Origin of the sequence: Halobacterium wangiae (genome assembly GCF_021249345.1) — an archaeon.
GTDB lineage: Archaea > Halobacteriota > Halobacteria > Halobacteriales > Halobacteriaceae > Halobacterium > Halobacterium wangiae.
Genome location: NZ_CP089588.1, coordinates 2,471,911 through 2,490,812 on the forward strand (window position 1 = coordinate 2,471,911; position 18,902 = coordinate 2,490,812).

Here is an 18,902-nt window from a genome sequence, read left to right on the forward strand (position 1 = left end):
GCTGTGTCTCGCACGAGGAGCACACGGAGGCGTATTTGTTGTCAAAACACCCGTGGAATCGACTCTCGAACGTGTGCTCTGAGGAGCGACGTCGCCAGCGACCCCGTGATGTGCCCCTTCTCGATCACGGTCAGCGGGTGCCCGCCGTAACAGTCTCGTTCCACGTCGAACTCGATGATCCGGTCGTACCGTGCGAGCAGCGGCGAACAGTCGTCCGTTCCGCTCTCGGTGAAGGCCCGTTCAAAGTCCAGCGTCTCCCGGAGTCGGTCCGGGTTGGCTCGGGCCTGCGGTCCGGTCATCTTCCGGTATACCGACGTAGCGAACATCTCCCCGAAGGACGCACCCGAAAATATCGGGGCGTACCTGGTCGCTGTTCCGGCGAACGCGCGATGGAGGTTCGTGACCCACCCGCCGAGACTGATTCCGGAGACGACCACGCCGGGACTGCCACGCTCACGTAGTGTCTCGGTGAGCGCGTCGACCAGGGCCGTCGACGATGCACACATCCCGACGAAATCTGCGAGGTCCCGCATCGAGCGAGCGTACTCCGCGCTGGAGCGGTCGTGGAACGGTGCGCGAACGACGATCAAATTCACAGGGACGTCCCACGCTTCCGTCGCGAACAATCGTCGGAACGTGTTCGAACTGAACTGGCCGAAGTCGAACGGGTTCTCCCCGCTCCCGTGGTGGAAGAGCAGCGTCGGGACGTCGTCGCCGTACCAGCGCCACGTGAGATAGCCGCACTCGAATCGGCCAGCGGGCGTCTCGACGGTGACGACCTGGGTCCCGTCCGTTTCCAGGGTACCGAGCGTTACCTGTGCCTCGGATACGGCGTCTCCGATGCGGGGGCTGTCGATGCTCCCCGAGAAGAACTTGTCCCCACGGAGAGCGACCGAACTCGCCCACACGGTGGCAGTATCGAGGAACTCGTGGTAGTTCATCTGTGAGCGCACCGAGTGGAGCGTCCAGCCAGACGGTGGGTGGGGAGCATATCGGTCTTCACGATGCCTGCCTGCTCGCGTCGAAACGGCGCACGAGCACGCCGACCCACCAGAGCTTCAGCCCGCTCGCCAGGACAGTGGCGAGGGCAGTCTGGCCGGGTCGCCGTCGCCAGGCGGCGACGAGCGCCCAGACGAACGCGAGCGCGCTTCCCGTGTTGCAGACGTTCGGGTAGGTGACCCCCACGGTGCCGTTGTCCTCCTCACGTACCCACCACCGTTCGGCGAGAACGGCCCGGGTCATCAAGGCGTCGTCAGTCTCCGGCGGCGGGAAGAGGAACGGATTGACAGCTGCCCAGAGGAGGGCCGCGAGGAGGAGCCGCCAGTCACGCCGGTAGACGGCGTAGACGAGGACGGCCCCCGTCGGGAGCCGGGTCCACCCACTCCTCGGGTTCGCATGCCGGGACCAGAGGACCTCCTCGACGTCGTCGGGCGTGTGTCGCATGTTCTCACGTAGGGGCTCGAGTCATCTATACCTTGAGAGCGCGTCTCCTGGCCGACTCGACGCGAGGTCCCCCGCCGACGTCGAGGCAGGCTCCGTCGGTGTCGACTGGAACTCCTCACTAAGTAGCTGCCAGACCTCTGTTGGACCATGGGAGACGACCAAGCGGAGCTCTCCGAACGAAGCAGCGCCGAGCCGTCTGACCCAGCTCCGAGTCGAACGGTGGCTGTCCTGCGCCGCATTCGTCCGGTCGTGGGCGCCGTTCTCCTGGGCGTGGTGTACTGGGTGGTCGTTCGGCCGCGGATGTTGAACTGGGGTGCGACTCCCGGGGACGTGAGGAGGACGCTCCCCGGCGACGAATTACTCGCAGAGCCCGACGGCGAGTCGACGATGGGCGTCCGCATCGACGCACCGCCGGAGGCGATCTGGCCGTGGCTCCGGCAACTCGGGCAGGAACAGGGTGGATTCTACAGCTACCAGTGGGCCGAGAATCTGGTCGGGCTCGACATCCACAACGCCGAGGAGATCGTCCCCGAGTACCAGGAACTCTCGGTGGGAGATACGGTACGGCTCGCGCGTGCCGACCGGTTCCCCGAGACTAAACTCGAGGTCGCCTCGTTCACCCCCGAGCGGTCGCTCGTCCTCCAGAGCCCGGAGCAACCACCCTGGTGGGTGTGGGCGTTCGTGCTCGAACCCGTAGACGAGACCACCACGCGGCTCCTCGTGCGTTCCCGAATCAGTTTACTCCAGAACCCCCTGGTCGAACTCGCCAGCAAGACGGTGCTCGACCCGATCACGTTCGTGATGACTCGTGGGATGCTCCTCGGAATCAAGTCGCGCGTAGAGGCGCGTGCCGACGCTGATAGCCCGGTAGAACCACGGGCCGACGACCGTGAGGGTGAGCGACCCGGGTCGGGAACCGAGGACGAGTAGGGGTGTAGCCGCCGGGTTCCCCGGGGCTCGTGCGCTCGCCCACCCGTGATACGTGTCGAGCCGTGGACGCGCCAACGGAGACGAACGGCCGGGCTGGACGGGGGCGAACTCACCGCGAGACCGTGTGTACAGTTAACGTGGCTGCACGCGTACTCAGCAGAGTGGAGAGCAGGCATCATGACCCTAGCAACGGTTTCGCGGTACGACGGTAATCAGGTGGGAGACAGGCGTGGGAACGCAGTCGTGTGTGGAGCGAGTATGGCCGGTCTGCTCGCGGCTCGCGTGTTAGCGGACCGATTCGCCGACGTGACGATCATCGAACGAGATCAACTGCCGACCGAGCCAGCTGTGCGTCGAGGGGTGCCCCAGGGCGCGCATCCCCACGCGCTGCTCGAAGCCGGACGGGCGACGCTGGAGGATCTGTTCCCGGGGTACGGAGAGGAACTCGTCTCAGCTGGCGGAGTCGTCGTCGATTTCGCCAGCGACGTGCAGTTCTACGTCGAGGGGGACTTCCTCGCCCACGGGCCAACTCCGATGGAGACGTACTCCGCAACTCGACCGCTGATCGAGCAGACCGTCCGACAGTACGTATCCGCTCTCGATGGCGTCCACATCCGCTCGGGCTGCCAGGTCACCGACTACCTCCTCGACGACACAGAGACGGTCGTGGAAGGAGTGGCCGTCCGAGAGGGTGCCGACCAGACGGAGATCGCCGCCGACCTGGTCGTGGACGCCACCGGGCGAACGAGTCGAACGCCGACGTGGCTCGAAACCCATGGCTACACGCCGCCGGACGTCGACGAGGTGCGCATCGACGTGGCCTACAGCACCACCTACATCGAGCGACCTGCCGACGACCTGCGCACGTTCCTCGTCCCACCGTCCCCACCGCACACCCGTGGTGGGATGGCTGCGCCCGTCGAAGGAGACCGCTGGGTAGTGAGCGTACACGGCGTCCACGGTGACCATCCCCCGACAGAGTACACGGGATTCCGGGAGTTCGCGGCGAGCCTGCTGACCCCCGAGGTGGAACAGCTCCTCGACGACCACCGTCAGGTCTCTGCCGACGTCGAGCAGTACCCGTTCCCGGCCAATAGACGGTACCGCTACGCGGACCTCGATAGATTCCCCGACGGACTGGTGGTCGTCGGCGACGCCATCGCGAGCTTCAACCCGATCTACGGCCAGGGGATGTCTGTGGCGGCTCTGGAAGCACTCGTGCTCCACCAGACCCTGGCTGCGGGCGGCCGTGAGAACCTCGCGCTTCGCTTCTTCGACCGTGCCGAAGCGGTGATCGACGCGGCGTGGACGTTGGCGGCGGGTAACGACTTCGCGTTCCCGCAGACGACCGGTCCCAGACCCCGGGGCACTGCCCTCACTGGCTGGTATCTCTCCCGGTTGGCTCGCAGAGCTCACACCGACAGCACACTGTCCAGCGAGTTCTTCCGGGTGCTGACGATGGAACGCCCACCAACCACACTGCTGCGTCCGGGGAACGTGTGGCGCGTGTTCAAACCGACCGGCTGAACGCTGTCGCTGTCGGTCAGTGAACGGTTAGTGCCTGTTCGTCGGCGAAGCACCAACTTCGAGCAGCCGAAGCTGCTGCTTTACTTCGGACTTGGAAGTATAATTACTTCGGGAATAGATGTGTGGGTGCATGTCGGACCAAGACTGCAACTGTGGCGACCCGACGGTCGATCACGTACCTGAACAGCCCCGAGAATCGGTCAACTGGATCGAGGAGCGGCCAGTGAGGACCGCAGAACTCCCGGACGCCGTGGCAGACAACGTGAGTCGGTTCTTCGGCAGACCAGTCGAAGCGTTCGACGACGTGGTTGCGGCGATCCGTACTGTGGTCGAGGGCGACGGGATCGCTATCGACGAACTCTGCCACGTCGAGGCGGAGACCCCTCACCAAGCGAAGACGGACGCCGAGACCTACTACTTCCGGTGTTTCTACGACGGCATCGCACTGGCCCACCTCGTGGACGAACCCGTCGAGATCCGGACCGAAACCCCCACGAACGAACCTATCGAGATACGGGCGTCACCCGAGAGTGAGGTCGACGTGACGCCGTCAGGTGCGGTCATGTCGTTCGGCGTGGCGACTGAGAGCGACGTTCCTGTCGACGAACCACCCACTGCCCAGGACGTCTACGGTGCCGTCTGTCCGTACGTGAAGGCGTTCTACACCCGCGAGGACTACGGGAACTGGGCGAAGGACGTGGCTGCCACCACGGTTGGAATCCCCCTCGACTCCGGCGTTCCCATCGCCGCTGCGCTGACGGCGACTCCGTCGGAGGTTGCAGAATGAACCTCTCCACCGTCGCTATCCTCGGCTCGCAAGCCGTACTCGGACTCGTCGGCGTGGGCGTCGGAGGAGCGAAGGTCACCCACCGAGAGGACCAGGTGGAAGCCTTCCAGCGATTCGGCTATCCACAGTGGGCCCGAATCGGTACTGGCGTCGTCGAGATCGGGGCCGGAGCGGGTTTGCTCGCAGGCCTCCTGTGGTCGCCCGGACTCACACTGGTCGGTGGCGTGCTCCTGAGTACTGTTTTGGCTGGTGCGGTAGTCACCCACCTTCGCACTGGTGACTCGCCGTCGAAAACTGCCGTTCCAGCGACGCTACTCGTCCTCACTGCAGGTCTGCTCGCAGTCCGCTTCCTCTCGATTCCGGGGTAGCGTCAGAACGCTACGTTTGGCCAACCGACAGCTCCTCCTCGTCGATCGCTTCGGCCCACTCGAGGAGCGGTTCGAGATGCTCGCCCAGCTCTTCACCGATCTCCGTGAGGTCGTATTCGACCCGTGGTGGAATCTCGGCGTACTGCTCCCGGGAGAGGATCCCAGCCTCGACGAGTTCCTCGAGCCGCGTCGAGAGCGTCGAACTACTCACGCCATCGAACGTCTCCTCGATGTCGCCGTACCGTGCTGGACCGATTGCGCCCACCACGCAGATGAGCTGCATCGCGTACCGACGGCTGAGAAGATCCATCACCCCGCCCAGGGGACAGAGACACTCCTGGTCGACAACTGCTGGGTCGGGCGTATCAGTCTCCGTGTCAGTGGTATCTGCCATAGCTTTCGGTCACCACACCTGGTTCTCTACTTCGGACTCCACAGCATAAATAGTTCGGCATTCAAAGTAATACTACGCTATGAGCCAGAACGACTCGGAACGAGCGGTTGCGTGTACACTGACCGACGAAGAAAACGCAGCACGACCCGACGAAGTCCAGTCAGTGCTCGTCTCCCGGTACGTGGGCTACGAGGAACGCGAGAACGGCGTGGACGTTCGGTTCGACGGTACCGACGAGTCACTCCGGGCAGTCGCCCGGTTCACCTCGAACGAGTTGCAGTGTTGTTCGTTTGCCGAGTACCACATCACCGTGTCGCCCCCGTACGACGAAACGGTCTTGACTGTCACTGGTCCCGACGGGACGCGACAGGTGTTCCGAGAGGGGTTCGTTGAGCGTCTGGAAGCGGCGGCGGTGTAACTCAATCTGCTCGTCCGAACCAACTGGCGAGACCGGCGCTCGTCGCCATCTCGACGACACCGAAGACCACCGCTGGAAGCGACGCAATCGTCGGGAGGCCAGCCGCGATCACGAGTGCCGCTGCGACGGCAAAATCACGCATTCCTACGGAGAGAATCGACGCGATACGTGTCGGTCGATCTCCCCAGTGGCTCACGAGAAAGCCGACCACGTACCCCAGCCCGTTCAGCACGACGACACCAGCCGCGACACTGGCCAAGAGCGTCTGGTTCGAGCGGATGACCCCGGCATTCGCGGCTGTTACCCCGCCGATGATGAGAACCACCATCGTCGCAGAGATCGCCGGATAGTAGGCGTCGTACTCACCGACACGATCGGGCTGCCACGCTCGTACGCCGATGGCGACGAACATGGGCAGGACGACGGCCACGACCAACTGTTCGACTATCGGCAGCGTCGGGACAGAGATTCCGCCCGCGAGGTGGGCAACGACTGCCGGAATGAACCCGACACTCCCGACACCGATGACCACCAGGGCAGTCGTCGCGAGGGCCGTATCGCCGTCCGCGAGTTCGGTCATCACCGGCGTCACGAGTTCTGGCGTCACTGCACCGAGGATGACGAAACCGACTGTCAGTGCCGGCGATACGCCGAGTCCGTGTGCAACACCGACTGCGAGGAAGGGCATCGTTACGTGACCCAGGAGGATCAGGCCGACCGTCCTGACGCGAATCTGGTCGAACTGATCGACAGAGAGCGTCAGCGAGATGCTCCCGATCATCACTGCGAGGATGACCGTCGACGCACGCGTCACGACTGCGACCGATGGCATCGCGATACCCAGGCCGACCGAGACGAGTATCCACAGCAGGAGATAGTCCTCGACGAGATCGGTCACGTTCATTCGATTCGACCTGTTCGCTGTCTGTACTGTCCCCGTATTACGGCGTCGATTCTACGAGGAGGTGCCGCGAGACGTGGTATCGACTCCGAGGCGGGGCAGTCCTGCGAGGAGGACGCCGAGATTCTGCGAGGTTGGCCTAGCCGCCAGGATAGCCACGACCATCACCGGGACGGTGGTTGCTCGGGTCCGCTACTGAGTAGCGCCCGCCAAGAGCCCACTCCCAATTTACGGTGGTGGACGCCGTACGTGTGGGTGTAATGAGCGTCATGGCGGAGTTCACCGTCCCTGCGAGCGAGTTCGTACTGGCGGAGACGTTGACGTCGTCGCCCGAGATGCGAATCGAGATCAAGCGCGTCGTGGGTGGGACGGAGTTCGTGACGCCGTACTTCTGGGCGACGGAGGGGGACTTCGAGACGTTCGAGGAGGCCCTTCGAGCGGACGACAACGTGCGCGACCTGCTCACCCTGGAGGAACACGAGGAACCGAAGGAGGCGACCGACCGCACCGACGAGGAACGGTTCTACCGGGTCACGTGGGGGACGAACGTACCGAACCTCGTCACGGCCGTCTCGGACTCCAAAGCGACCGTCCTCGAGGCGGTCAGTGGTGACGGTGGGGAGTGGGAGGTGAAAGTGCTCTTCCCCGACGAGACCGCCCTCTCGGAGTTCCACGACTACATCAGCGAACACGACTTCGATCTGGACGTCACTCGCGTCTACCGCCCGGACAACCCACAGGAGCAGGCCGAGTACGGTCTCACGGCGGCCCAGCAGGAGGCCCTGGAGGCGGCCTACAACGCCGGCTACTTCGCCGTCCCCCGCGACCGAACGCTCACCGAACTGGCCGAGGACCTCGGCATCTCCCGGAACGCGCTGTCGACGCGACTCAGACGCGGCCACCGGAATCTGCTCGCGAACACGGTCCTCCACGAGCAGTGAGAGCGGCCCGCCGACCCCCACCGGGACACCCCGACATTAAAGAGTGGTACAGCGACCACCGTGTGCCTTTACCGACGACTGGCCTATCCACGTCGTGACGGACGTGTAGTCGTATGAAAGGTGACAATCTCCGAACGAGCCGCGCAGAGGCACAGAGACAGAAATCCAGGCGGCCCGCCCGGTGGGACGACGCTCCTGCGGACTGTGTGGTCGCCGACACGACGACGGTTCCGAGCCATGACTGACCGGACGCAGTCGCTGGGGTCCTCGGGTCGATCTGACCCCCTCAGCAGGCGTGTCGTCGATGCAGTCGCAGCGGAGTCGGACGCAGACCCCGCCGACCTGGAACCGCTGTACTACAGTGTCGACCCGGACAGCCTGAACTCGCTGTTCGAGGGTGGCGGGTCGACTGCCGGCACGAACGGCTGCCGTGTGTCGTTCCACTACGCCGGCCACCAGGTCACCGTCACCCGCGGCGGCTCCGTGGTTGTCGACGGGAACGGTGTCACGCGGGCGAGCCACGACTCCCATCCTGGTGGTGAGCCGGAAGCCCCGGACTAGCGGCCAGTGGGCGGCGGGACCCGAGTAGCGGCTCTCCCCCACAGCCACCCCGTACACCGGACTCGGTGATTCGGGTCACACCCCGAGACCGAGAACCAGCGCCGTGAGGCCGATACCGAACGCGTACAGCGGGATGAGGTAGCGCCAGACGCCGTTCGGGACGACCCGGACCAGGTAGGGGGCGACGATGGCTGCGAGGAACCCACCCGTGAATATCGACGGGAGGAGCCGGAAGTCGACCTGGACGCCGTACGCGAGCAGGACGAGGAACGAGAGGACGCCGACGATGGAGACGATGCCCTCCGCGAGCGTCGTTATCGCGACGGCGCTCTTCTCGTAGACGCCGGAGAGAATCTGCCCGAGTGTAACGACCGGGCCGTATCCGCCGCCACCGATGCCCTTGTTCACGCCGGCGAGTACCGCGAACGCGACGAGCCGACGGGGTCGGAACTCGATTCTCGTCTGCAGTCGTGCGCGCACCAGTCCGGTCACCCCCATCGCCAGGACGAGGAACGCGACGTAGGCCTCGATGACCGCGTCGGAGAACGTGAATGCGAAGTAGGCGACACCGACGGACAGGAACACGGCGAGCGAGCCGAAGCCGACGAACAGCCCCAGCAGCCTCGTCTCGCGGTTGAGCGGACGGACGGAGAACGTGACGTTGGCCACGGTCTGGTGGACCGCGCCGGCGACGAGTCCGGTTAGCGTCTCGGAGAGCAACAATACCGGCACGACCTGTAACGGATCGTAACCGAGGACGAACAGGAGCGGCGCGAGTCCGGTCCCGAACCCCATCCCGGCCGCGGAGTCCGTGGTCTCGAGGACGAACGCGAGGGCGACGACGGTCGGGACGACGTTGAACCCGCCCGTCTCGGTGCCACCGACGACTGTTATGCCGGCGATTACGGCGACGTACACCACACCGAGTACGGTGAGACGCCGGAGCGCGGCACGCGGCAGCCGCATCCGTTCGACGGCCGTCCGCTCGCGGTCCAGCGCCGCCGCTTCGACGCCGATCTGTCGACCCGACGTCTCGGCGCGGTTCGGTCCAGCGGTCGCTTCGTCAGGATGTCGGTCCACGGGTGTCGGGAACTCGGGACGTGCTGGTTCGGACGCTCGCTCGTACCGTCGCCGCTCGCCGGTGACCGCCCACGTCTCGCGCCTCTTCGAGAACGTTCGGCGGCCATCCTATTGAGTCAACGGGGTGATACGGGCGCCGTGGCCCGAACTGAGTGCCGTCGCGTTCGCAGGACTGTGCCGAGCAACTATAGACAACAAGACCGTACGTAGCACCATGAACTTCGACGAGTTCACCGGCGAGGTGCAGCACCGACTCGAACTCCCCGGGACGGGCGAGGCAGTCCGTGCGACCCGAGCCACACTACAGGCTCTCGGCGAGCGCATCCCCGAGGGGGCAGCGGAGGACCTCGCGGCGTCGCTCCCGATGGAGGTCAAGTGGTACCCGACGGGCGCGGTCGACGAACACGGCCAGCGCTTCGACTGGAAGGAGTTCGTCTCCCGTGTCGCCGCGGTCGAACAGACCGACCGCTCGGAAGCTGCCTACCACGCGCAGCTCGTCGTCGACCTCGTGCGCGAGCAGGTGCCCGACTCGGACTTCCAGCAGCTCCGCGACCAGCTCCCCGAGGACGACAACTGGGGGAAGCTCTTCGGGGTCGTCGACGCGGGCGGGTGGGGCGAAGGCGAGGGGCGCCCGAAGGAGTGACCCGCCGACCGCGGCGCTGCCGTCACTCCCCCTCGCGGAGGCGCCGGCGACGCTGTTCGAACTCCTCGTCGCTGATGTCGCCCCGGGCGTAGGCCAGCCGCAGCTCCTCCAGCGCCGGGTCAACCGTCTCTCCGGTGTCAGTGAGCGCGCGGTAGAGGACGTAGCCGACGCCTAACACCACGAGGAGTGACACCAGCATCGCGCTGAAGCCCCACAGCGGCGAGACCCACGTCCGGCCGCCCCACCCCATCATCCCGACCATCGGCATCGCTACCACCATCATCAGCAGCGGGGAGAGCAGTACCACTGCGAGGACGACGAGGACGACGCGGAGCAGCGAGTCGCTTCCCTGGTTGCCTGTCATCGTATCGCCACGCTGTACGGGTAGAACTCGGCGCCCAGGGACATAAATCGCCCTGTGGGTTCACCGGCCCCGGTCGTTCTCGTACCCTGTCGTTCCAGGTGTGGACGCCCGAGCGACGACTGGGGAGCGGCAACGGCGGCAACGCTTTCGTAGCTCAGGGCCGTTGTCCGAGACACGTCCGAGGTGGCACCACCCGGATGGCACTCAGCTTCAGAACGGAGTTCGACGTGTTCGACTGGGCGTTCCTCGCGCTCACCCTCCTACTCGCGGGTATCCACCTCTACCTCGGGCTGTTCGCGGCGTTCGTCCCCGACGACCGCGCCGCCCAGTTCGTCCTCGTCGCACTCGCACTGTTCCTCGGTCCGCTCGTCTACGTCACGTCCTACTGGCGCCCCGTGCTCTACCTGCTCGGCGTCGCCTTCGCGTTCTACCTCGGGGTGCTGTGGCTGCTCGGCGGGATGGAGTACGCGACGGTGGGCGTGGCCACCGGCGTCGTCGCCACGACGTTCGTCCTGCTCGCCGTCTACCTCTTCCTGCGGGAAGCGACGACACCGGACGCCGGGTAGTCTCGCCGGCTACTCCGCGGTACTGACCTCGCGACGCGCCGTCAGTTCCTCGGGGACGAGCCGGTAGAACTCGAAGCCGACCTCCCGGAGCGGGACGTGGAAGATGTCGACGAGCGGGATGTCCACGCGACCGAGCCCCTCCAGTGTCTGGGTGGCGATCGCGTCCTCGTGGATGTCCTCGAGGTAGCCGCGCGCGACGACGCTCTGCCAGCCGTCGTTCTCGCCGTAGGTCACGAACGCCACCGGCCGCTCCTTGAGGTTCCCCCTGGCTCGTTCGTCGCCGGCGGCGAGCCGGAAGTAGAACGTCCGCTCGGTCGCGTCGTAGCCGTAGGACACCGGGATCGCGTGCGGTGGTTCGTCCCCGGACGTCGACAGGGATATCATGCCGGTACCACCGTTCCCGAGGAACGCGTCACGTTCGGCGCCGTCCATCTCGACGGGGCTGTCGGTACTCATACGTCGATTTTCGACGGCGTGACCCAAAAACACGTTGCCGAGGTGGTTAGGAGAACAGCGCGTCGAACACCTTCCGCTCGGCCTTCCGGAGGTGCTGGTGGAACGTCGGCGGCGAGACGCCGAGCGAGGAGGCGAGGTCCTCGCCGGTGGACTGCCGCGGCCACTCGAAGAACCCGGCGTAGTGAGCCGCCTCGATGGCGGTCTGCTGGCGGTCTGTGAGCGCGTCCAGGAGCTCGTGTCGTTCGGCCTGGGACGCGTCGTGGTCGCGGGTGACCTGTTGGCGCTTCAACAGCTCGGCGGCCGGGTAGGCCTCCTGGACGGCGTCGATGATCTGCCGGACCTCTGCCCTCGGCGGGACGCGCAACTGCATGCTGTAGTCGCCGTCCTCGATGATGGCCTCGTCGACGGAACCACCCAGGGAGGCGAGCACCGACAGCACCGGCGGCTCGGAGAGGTGCAACTCGAACGTGGAGTCGCCGTAGAACGTCACGCTCTCCCAGTGGGGCATCGCGTCGACGATGGCCTCGACCTCCGCGACCGCGTCGGGGGTGGCGCTCCCGTACACCAGGTACTCGTCGCCCTCCAGGGGCACCGTGCGATCGAGCGTGATGGTGCCCGCGGGTGGCGCCCCGATGTCCAGCGCCTCGAAGAGGTCCGGAATGTGGAACTCGAGTTCGACCACCTCGTCGCTCATCAGCGCACGCTTGCGCTCGGTCGCCGCGATGGCGTGGCCGACGATCTCGCCGAGCTGGCCGACGACGTCGCGTTCCCGCCCCTCGAACGCGTCGACGCGCCCCGCGTAGACGTTCAGGACGCCGTAGACGCTGTCTTCGTGGACGATCGGGATGGCCGCCGACGAGCGGACGCCGTACGCCTCGACGTGGCCACGCCAGGGGTCGTGACTCTCGTCCGATTGGACGTCGTTCGAGGTCTGGACCTCTCCCGTCCGGAGCGCTCTGCCGGTCGGCCCGCCAGCGCGTTCGTCGTCGGGATCGACGGAGATGGTGATGTCGTCGAGGTAGCCCTCGACGCCGGCCTCGGCCCGGAGCGCCACCGTCTGGGAGTGTACGTCGATGTCGCCGATCCACGCGAACTGGTAGGAGTCCGTCGCGGCGAGGCGCTCGCAGACCGTCTCCTCGATCTGCTCGCGCGTCGACTGTTCGATGACCGCGTCCGTGATCTCCTGGACGACCGTGTTGAGCGAGTCCATCGCCGCGAGCTGTTCGCGCTGCCGCAGTAGCTCTTGTTCGTACTCGTGTCTGTTGATGGCGGTGGCGAGGATGTTCGCGACGCTCTGAACGAAGTTGACCTCCCGCCTGGAGAACGCCCGCCGCTCGGCGTCGTGCACCTCGAGGATACCCCAGGGGTCGGCCACGGGCCCGACGACGACGCTGACGCCGCTGTGCACGCCGTGGCTCGTGAGCAGCTCCGGCCCGGAGAACCGGGGGTCTGCGTCGATGTCGTCGACGACGACGGGCTCCCTCGAGGACAGCGTGAACGACGCCCGCGACTCGTCGTCGACAGCGGAGACGGTCGTCGACCCGACGACACCGTCGTCCCAGCCGACGCCCTGCCTGAGACGGAGGTTCTCGGCGGCCTGGTCCAGGTCCAGTACGCTACAGAAGTCGCTGTCCAGCGTATCGGCCACCCGCCGCGTCGCCTCGACCATCAGCTCGTCGAGGTCGCGGTCGTCGAGCGCGCGCTGGCCGAGCTCCGTCACGACCTCCTGCTGGTGGACCCGGTCGCGGAGCTCCTGCTCGCGCTCCAGTCGGTCCGTGACGTCACGTATCACGCCACAGCGCCCCCAGCCACCGCCGAGCGCGAGCGGCGCGATCCGCGCCTCGCAGGGCACGCTCTCGCCGGTCTTCGTCACGACGTCGAGTTCGATTTTCGCGACGCTGCGTTCGCCAGCGGCGGCTTCCGCGGCGAGGGACTCCACGCGCTCCGTGACGTTGTCGCTCTGGTGAACCATCGACGCGGGCGCGCCGATCAGTTCCTCGCGGTCGTACCCCGTCAGCTCGCACAGTCCGTCGTTGACCGTCACCAACCGGCCGTCGTCGTCGACGGCGTAGATCCCATCGTCGACCGTCTCCACGATGGTCTCGTACCGTTCGAGTTCCTCCTCGCGCCGCTTGCGCTCGGTGACGTCGCGGACGACACCTACGCGCTCGATTCCGTCGGTGTCGTCGACGAGGGCGAACTGCGTCTCGGCGACGAGAGAGTCTCCGGACGGGAACTCGAACTCGGCCTCGATTCGGCCCGCCTTGTCGGGGCGGGCCGCGAGTTGCGCTTCGATCTCCGTTCCGAGCGTGGCCTTCTCCTCGCCGACCACCGTCGAGACTGGTTCGCCGAGGACAACCCGGCGGTCGAACCCGGTCATCTCGGTGTAGGCCTCGTTGACCATCGTGATGCGGCCGTCCTCGACTACGTAGACGGCGTCGCTCATGGTCTCGACGACCGTCTCGTAGCGTTCGAGTTCGTGCTCGCGCTCCTTCCGGTCGGTGACGTCCCTGAAGTACACCGAGAGCCCGTCCTCGGAGGGGTAGATGGTGTTCTCGAACCAGGCGTCCAGGGGCTCGTAGTAGTCCTCGATGGACACCGGCTCCTGGCTGTCGAGAGCCTCACGGATCGCGTTCGCGAAGTTCTCCGTGACGTCGAGTTCGCTCCCGAGCTCTCGACCGTTCACGCTGCTGTCCTCGAGTCCCAGCAGTGACTCCGCGCGATCGTTGACGTACGTGAACCGAAGGTCCTCGTCCAGACCGTAGAAGCCGTCCGAGACACGGGCGAAGATGGTTTCGAGTTCGAGTTCGAGTTCGTCACGCTGCCGTTCGAGGCGCTGGGCCTGGTCTTCGAGTCGACGCTCGTACTCGCGGCGCTCGGTCGCGTCGTGGGTGACCTTCGCGAACCCCGTCAGTTCCCCGTCGTCGTCACGAATGGCGGTGATGACGACGTCCGCCCAGAACCGCGTTCCGTCGGCGCGCACGCGCCACCCCTCGTCCTCGACGGACCCCGTCTCGGCGGCTCTCGCGAGGTTGGTCTCCGGGAGGCCAGCGTCGCGGTCCTCCGCGGTGTAGAACGTCGAGATGTGCTCGCCGACGATCTCCTCGGCGTCGTAGCCCTTAATGGCTCGCGCGCCGGGGTTCCACGTCTGGACGCGGCCCTCCGGGTCGAGCGTGAAGATGGCGTACCCCTCGACGGCGTCGACGAGGTGCTCGAACTGCAGGCGGTCCTCTCCGCGCGCTCGCTCCGTCTCCTTGCGCTTGCTCACGTCGTAGTATAGTTCTACGCGGCCGCCCGCGTACGCACCCGCTTCGATAGGTTTGCTGTGGTGCTCGAGCCAGCGCTCTTCGCGGCCCTCCCCCGGCGTCACGTGGCACTCGAACCGTTCCGTGTACGTGTTGTCGTCGTAGGTGGCCAGCACGGTGTCCGCGAACGCCGACGAGTCCTCGACGACAGACGCGATGCGTTCGTCGACCAGTCGGCGTTTGTCCTGGCCGAGCAGTTCCTCGCGGTCCAGGCCGAAGTAGCGCTCCGTCGCCTCGCTCACCCAGGCGACGTCGAACTCGTCGTCGAGGACGAACACTCCGACGTCCGCCCCGTCGAGGACGTCGCCGACGAGCGACTCGGCGGCTGCCGGCCAGTCCGGTGCGTCCGGCGTGGGTGCCGACGCGGCGCTGTCCGGTCGCCACCAGACGCGCGCGCTCGCCCCGACCTTCTTGGTCTCGAGGCGGTCCTGTTCGACGAGTCGCTGGAGTCGCTCGTACGTACTCCGTCGGCCGGGGTCGACCCGTTCGGTCACCTCGCTCGTCGTCAGGGGATTGTGTCCCTCGAAGACGGCGAGTGTCTCCCGCAGGCTCTCTGTGAGCGATTCCGTCGTCATTGGTGGAACCTAGCGAGCGAACGCCATCAACCCTCCGCCGGCGGAGGTACTACTCGGTCTGGACCTGGCCACTACACGAGTGCAAGGCCGAACAACGCGACCAATACAGGGAGTGAATCGTGGCTCGCGACCGGCGCATTCGCCCCCTAATTGGTTCTAGCGGGGACTTACCGGCGGTGAGTCCTTCGGTACAGGTAGAAGCCGGTCGAACCCGGCGAACGAGACCAAAACCACATGTCCCAAATCCCGAGCGAGCAAACGAGTGAGTGGAGTGGAGCAGCCGAACTGACCGAGAGCGCCCGCCACCGACTGCTCGCCGCCCCGGAGCGTCGAATCGTTCTGGAGCTCCTAGCGGAACGCACCGCGCCCGTCGACCTCGGTGAACTTGCTACGTCCGTGGCCCAGCAGGCACGCGATGACCCTGCACCGGCCCCGGAGCTCGCCGACCGGACGAAGACGCGACTCCACCACGCCCACCTCCCGAAACTCGACGAGGCGGGCGTCATCGACTACGACCCGGAGGCGAACCGCGTCGAGGCCTGGCGGTCCCCCGGCCGACTGCTGTAGAAGAGAGCGACCGTCTAACTGGTCGGTTTCGGTCCAGTACTACGAGAACAGAGCCGAGGCTACGCGTCGCGGCCCAGCGTGTAGAACTCGTCGTTCGGTCGCATGTCTGCGAGCACGGCCATCCGGTTCGAGAGGTTGAAGAACGCCGCGACCGAGCCGATGTCCCATATCTCCTCCTGCGAGAAGCCTGCGTCCCGGAGAGCAGCCACGTCCTCCTCGGTGACGGCCTCCGGCGACTCGGTGAGCTTCACGGCGAAGTCGAGCATCGCGCGGTGTTCCGTCGAGACGTCGGCCGCGCGGTGGTTGGTGGCGAGCTGGTCCGCGAGCTTCGGCGCGTCGGCGTAGATGCGACAGAGCGCGCCGTGGGCGACTACGCAGTAGAGACAGTCGTTGGCGCCGCTCGTGGCGACGACGATCATCTCCACCTCCTCCCGGGCGAGCGGCGTGTCGTCGACGAGCGCGTCGTAGTACGCGAAGAACGCGCGGAAGTGGCTCGGCTTGTACGCGTACGCCTCGAACACGTTCGGCGTGAACCCCGCACGTTCGGTCTCCTCGTCGATGCGCTGCCTGAGGTCGTCGGGCAGGTCGTCGGTGTCGGGGACGGGGAACCGCGTCATCGCTTCCTCGCTCATGGGTAGACGGGCGGGGGCTGCCCCCTTAGCCGTTGTGTCGACGAGCGAGGGGTACGCAGTGGCTTACGATTCCGGTAAGTACCGATTATAGCCGGCTCGGGGCGTAAAACGTCCGAAACCGTCTCGGCCCCTTATCCTCGCAGAGCCAGTAGGGTGAGGTACCCCACGCGGGGTAGATTCAAATGGTACAGACGAAGACACTCGCGGTAATCGGCGTCGTCCTGCTCGTGGCCTTCGCGGGCTGCGGTGGGACAGACACAGAGGCACCGGGCAACGAGACAGACGGTGCGGGCGACACGGGCGCTGGCGGTGCCGGTGGCGACGACACGACTACTGAGGAGGAGACGACAACTACGGAAGAGGAGACGACGACTACTGAGGAGGAGACGACCACGACTGAGATGAACGGTACCACGACGACCGCAGAAAATGGTACCACGACGACCACGGCTGCCGGCAACGGCACCACGACGACCACGGCTGCCGGCAACGGCACCACGACCACCACGACTACGACCACCGCGTCGTAGTCCGATACTCGACGTCTCGACCAGTTCCGACACCGCTTTTTTCGCACGTAGACACCAGTAGGTCGGACTGCCGACCCGGGCGAAAGGGAAAGTTGTTTGCAACCGCCCGGTGGATGCCGAACCATGAAGGTACGCATCGGTGGCGGCGCGACCGAGTCAGAAGCGGAGGCGGTCGCCGCGGCGCTCGCCGAGCACGTTCGCGACGACGTCGAGGTCTACCTCGGCGACGCCGACGAGCCGGCGGCGGTCCACGAGGCGCCCGAGACACCCGACGACGAACCCAGCCCGGAACCGGAGCTGGGACCGACCGAACGCGAGGAGCAGCTCCGCGAGGAGATCGCAGACATCTTGGAGGGCGGCCCGCAGAAGTACCGGGACCGCCTCCCGGACCAGGACAAACTGTTCGTGCGAGACAGGCTGGACCTCTGGTTCGGCGGCAAGGACGCGGACGGCGAGCGGGACGAAGACGACACGCTGCTGTTCGAGGACGGGAAGTTCGCGAACTTCGACGCGTGGCACCCGGACAGCCCCGAGGTCGAGGAGAGCGACGAGAACAACCGCCTCCCCGCGGACGGTCTCGTCACGGGCGCCGCGGAGTTCGACGGCCGCGACGTCCACTTCATGGCCAACGACTTCACCGTGAAGGCGGGGTCGATGGCCGAGCGCGGCGTCGAGAAGTTCCTCCGGATGCAACAGCGCGCGCTCAAGACCGGCAAGCCAGTCTTCTACCTGATGGACTCCTCCGGGGGTCGCATCGACCAGCAGACCGGCTTCTTCGCGAACCGCGAGGGCATCGGGAAGTACTACTTCAACCACTCCCGGCTCTCCGGACGCGTCCCCCAGATCTGCGTGCTCTACGGCCCCTGCATCGCCGGCGCCGCGTACACGCCGGTGTTCGCGGACTTCACCGTGATGGTCGAGGGGATGTCCGCGATGGCCATCGCCAGTCCGCGGATGGTGAAGATGGTGACTGGCGAGGAGATCGAGATGCAGGACCTCGGCGGTCCGGAGGTCCACGCTCGCGAGTCCGGGAGTGCCGACCTCGTGGCGCGCGATGAGGAGCACGCCCGCGAACTCGTCGCTGACCTCGTCCAGTACCTCCCGGACAACAGCGACGAGAAGCCGCCGAGCCAGCCCGCGGAACCGCCCGCGAAGTCGCCGTCGGGCATCGACGGCCTCATTCCGGAGTCCCCGAACCGCGCGTACGACATGCACGACCTCATCGACCGCGTGGTCGACCGGGACTCCTTCTTCGAACTCAAACCCGAGTTCGGCAAGGAGATTCTCACGGGCTACGCGCGCATCGACGGCCGGACGGTCGGCATCGTCGCGAACCAACCCACCCAGCGCGCGGGCGCCATCTTCCCGGACGCCGCCGAGAAGGCCGCGGAGTTCGTCTGGAAGTCCGACGCGTACAACATCCCCCTGCTGTACCTCTGTGACACGCCGGGGTTCATGGCGGGCAGCCAGGTCGAGAAGGACGCCATCCTCGAGAAGGGCAAGAAGATGATCTACGCCACCAGCGAGGCCACCGTCCCGAAGCAGTCCGTCGTCGTCCGGAAGGCGTACGGCGCGGGTATCTACGCCATGTCCGGCCCCGCCTACGACCCCGAGTCCGTCATCGCGCTCCCGTCCGGAGAGATCGGTATCATGGGCCCCGAGGCCGCTATCAACGCGGTGTACGCGAACAAGCTGAACGCCATCGACGACCCCGAGGAGCGGGCGGAACGCGAACAGGAACTCCGCGAGGAGTACCGCGAGGACATCGACGTCCACCGCATGGCGAGCGAGACGGTCATCGACGAGATCGTCCCGCCCTCCGACCTCCGCACGGAACTGGCCAATCGCTTCGCGTTCTACGAGGACGTCGAGAAGGACCGACCGTCGAAGAAACACGGCACCATCCTCTGAGGC

Annotated in this window: 21 protein-coding genes; 12 read left to right on the forward strand and 9 right to left on the reverse strand. The window is 66.1% G+C overall.

Annotated features, from left to right (window positions below):
* Window positions 1–41 precede the first annotated feature (41 nt).
* Window positions 42–953 (reverse strand): alpha/beta fold hydrolase, encoded by a 912-nt coding sequence (locus LT965_RS13040; protein ID WP_232701240.1) that lies wholly within the window; start codon window positions 951–953, stop codon window positions 42–44.
* A 46-nt stretch (window positions 954–999) separates the two neighbouring features.
* On the reverse strand, window positions 1,000–1,443 hold the full coding sequence (locus LT965_RS13045; RefSeq protein WP_232701241.1) for a DUF6653 family protein: 444 nt from the start codon (window positions 1,441–1,443) through the stop codon (window positions 1,000–1,002).
* A gap of 219 nt (window positions 1,444–1,662) precedes the next feature.
* Here LT965_RS13045 and LT965_RS13050 point away from each other — a divergent pair, with 219 nt between their 5' ends.
* The 4 genes from LT965_RS13050 (at window position 1,663) to LT965_RS13065 (ending at window position 5,055) form a co-directional block, all read left to right on the forward strand.
* Window positions 1,663–2,373, forward strand: coding sequence for a hypothetical protein (locus LT965_RS13050; protein WP_232701242.1), 711 nt, complete (start codon window positions 1,663–1,665; stop codon window positions 2,371–2,373).
* Between the two features lie 177 nt (window positions 2,374–2,550).
* The gene (locus tag LT965_RS13055) at window positions 2,551–3,900 is read left to right on the forward strand and encodes an FAD-dependent oxidoreductase (protein WP_269782681.1); all 1,350 of its coding nucleotides are present in this window, start codon (window positions 2,551–2,553) and stop codon (window positions 3,898–3,900) included.
* Between the two features lie 223 nt (window positions 3,901–4,123).
* The gene (gene merB, locus LT965_RS13060) at window positions 4,124–4,687 is read left to right on the forward strand and encodes an organomercurial lyase (protein WP_232701244.1); all 564 of its coding nucleotides are present in this window, start codon (window positions 4,124–4,126) and stop codon (window positions 4,685–4,687) included.
* The gene (locus LT965_RS13065) at window positions 4,684–5,055 is read left to right on the forward strand and encodes a DoxX family protein (RefSeq protein ID WP_232701245.1); all 372 of its coding nucleotides are present in this window, start codon (window positions 4,684–4,686) and stop codon (window positions 5,053–5,055) included. The genes merB and LT965_RS13065 overlap by 4 nt, the downstream gene beginning before the upstream one ends.
* 10 nt (window positions 5,056–5,065) lie before the next feature.
* Here LT965_RS13065 and LT965_RS13070 read toward each other — a convergent pair whose 3' ends face one another.
* A complete protein-coding gene (locus LT965_RS13070) occupies window positions 5,066–5,449 on the reverse strand; it encodes a winged helix-turn-helix transcriptional regulator (protein ID WP_232701246.1) in 384 nt (127 codons plus the stop codon).
* A 163-nt stretch (window positions 5,450–5,612) separates the two neighbouring features.
* On the opposite strand from LT965_RS13070, the gene LT965_RS13075 reads away from it, so the two are divergent.
* Window positions 5,613–5,867 (forward strand): hypothetical protein, encoded by a 255-nt coding sequence (locus LT965_RS13075; RefSeq protein ID WP_232701247.1) that lies wholly within the window; start codon window positions 5,613–5,615, stop codon window positions 5,865–5,867.
* Between the two features lies 1 nt (window position 5,868).
* Here LT965_RS13075 and LT965_RS13080 read toward each other — a convergent pair whose 3' ends face one another.
* Entirely contained in the window at window positions 5,869–6,771 is a 903-nt protein-coding gene (locus LT965_RS13080; protein WP_232701249.1) for a bile acid:sodium symporter family protein, read from the reverse strand.
* 257 nt (window positions 6,772–7,028) lie between these two features.
* Between LT965_RS13080 and LT965_RS13085 the strand changes: the two genes are divergently transcribed.
* Together LT965_RS13085 and ddfA are read left to right on the forward strand one after the other, a co-directional pair.
* Window positions 7,029–7,709 carry a helix-turn-helix domain-containing protein gene (locus tag LT965_RS13085; RefSeq protein WP_232701250.1) on the forward strand — a complete coding sequence of 227 codons (681 nt, stop codon included), beginning with the start codon at window positions 7,029–7,031 and terminating at the stop codon, window positions 7,707–7,709.
* Window positions 7,710–7,946: 237 nt separating this feature from the next.
* Window positions 7,947–8,270, forward strand: a complete 324-nt coding sequence (gene ddfA / locus LT965_RS13090; RefSeq protein WP_232701252.1) for a DdfA family disk-determining factor — start codon at window positions 7,947–7,949, stop codon at window positions 8,268–8,270.
* 75 nt (window positions 8,271–8,345) lie between these two features.
* On the opposite strand, the gene LT965_RS13095 is transcribed toward ddfA, so the two are convergent.
* Entirely contained in the window at window positions 8,346–9,350 is a 1,005-nt protein-coding gene (locus LT965_RS13095; protein WP_232701254.1) for a TSUP family transporter, read from the reverse strand.
* Between the two features lie 214 nt (window positions 9,351–9,564).
* Between LT965_RS13095 and LT965_RS13100 the strand changes: the two genes are divergently transcribed.
* Window positions 9,565–9,993, forward strand: a complete 429-nt coding sequence (locus LT965_RS13100) for a DUF2267 domain-containing protein (RefSeq protein ID WP_232701256.1) — start codon at window positions 9,565–9,567, stop codon at window positions 9,991–9,993.
* Between the two features lie 22 nt (window positions 9,994–10,015).
* Here the strand turns inward: LT965_RS13100 and LT965_RS13105 are convergent, their stop codons facing one another.
* On the reverse strand, window positions 10,016–10,357 hold the full coding sequence (locus LT965_RS13105; protein WP_232701258.1) for an SHOCT domain-containing protein: 342 nt from the start codon (window positions 10,355–10,357) through the stop codon (window positions 10,016–10,018).
* Between the two features lie 197 nt (window positions 10,358–10,554).
* Between LT965_RS13105 and LT965_RS13110 the strand changes: the two genes are divergently transcribed.
* Window positions 10,555–10,923 carry a hypothetical protein gene (locus LT965_RS13110; protein WP_232701260.1) on the forward strand — a complete coding sequence of 123 codons (369 nt, stop codon included), beginning with the start codon at window positions 10,555–10,557 and terminating at the stop codon, window positions 10,921–10,923.
* A gap of 9 nt (window positions 10,924–10,932) precedes the next feature.
* Here LT965_RS13110 and LT965_RS13115 read toward each other — a convergent pair whose 3' ends face one another.
* Together LT965_RS13115 and LT965_RS13120 are read right to left on the reverse strand one after the other, a co-directional pair.
* Window positions 10,933–11,379 carry a pyridoxamine 5'-phosphate oxidase family protein gene (locus tag LT965_RS13115; RefSeq protein ID WP_232701262.1) on the reverse strand — a complete coding sequence of 149 codons (447 nt, stop codon included), beginning with the start codon at window positions 11,377–11,379 and terminating at the stop codon, window positions 10,933–10,935.
* Window positions 11,380–11,425: 46 nt separating this feature from the next.
* On the reverse strand, window positions 11,426–15,259 hold the full coding sequence (locus LT965_RS13120; RefSeq protein ID WP_232701263.1) for a PAS domain S-box protein: 3,834 nt from the start codon (window positions 15,257–15,259) through the stop codon (window positions 11,426–11,428).
* Between the two features lie 234 nt (window positions 15,260–15,493).
* Here LT965_RS13120 and LT965_RS13125 point away from each other — a divergent pair, with 234 nt between their 5' ends.
* Window positions 15,494–15,826: a DUF7344 domain-containing protein gene (locus LT965_RS13125; RefSeq protein WP_232701265.1), complete on the forward strand. Its 333-nt coding sequence runs from the start codon at window positions 15,494–15,496 to the stop codon at window positions 15,824–15,826.
* Between the two features lie 59 nt (window positions 15,827–15,885).
* Here the strand turns inward: LT965_RS13125 and LT965_RS13130 are convergent, their stop codons facing one another.
* Window positions 15,886–16,458, reverse strand: coding sequence for a peroxidase-related enzyme (locus LT965_RS13130; protein ID WP_232701266.1), 573 nt, complete (start codon window positions 16,456–16,458; stop codon window positions 15,886–15,888).
* 182 nt (window positions 16,459–16,640) lie between these two features.
* Here LT965_RS13130 and LT965_RS13135 point away from each other — a divergent pair, with 182 nt between their 5' ends.
* Both LT965_RS13135 and LT965_RS13140 read left to right on the forward strand, forming a co-directional pair.
* Window positions 16,641–16,988: a hypothetical protein gene (locus LT965_RS13135; protein ID WP_232701267.1), complete on the forward strand. Its 348-nt coding sequence runs from the start codon at window positions 16,641–16,643 to the stop codon at window positions 16,986–16,988.
* Between the two features lie 123 nt (window positions 16,989–17,111).
* Entirely contained in the window at window positions 17,112–18,899 is a 1,788-nt protein-coding gene (locus tag LT965_RS13140; protein ID WP_232701268.1) for an acyl-CoA carboxylase subunit beta, read from the forward strand.
* The last annotated feature ends 3 nt before the right edge of the window (window positions 18,900–18,902 follow it).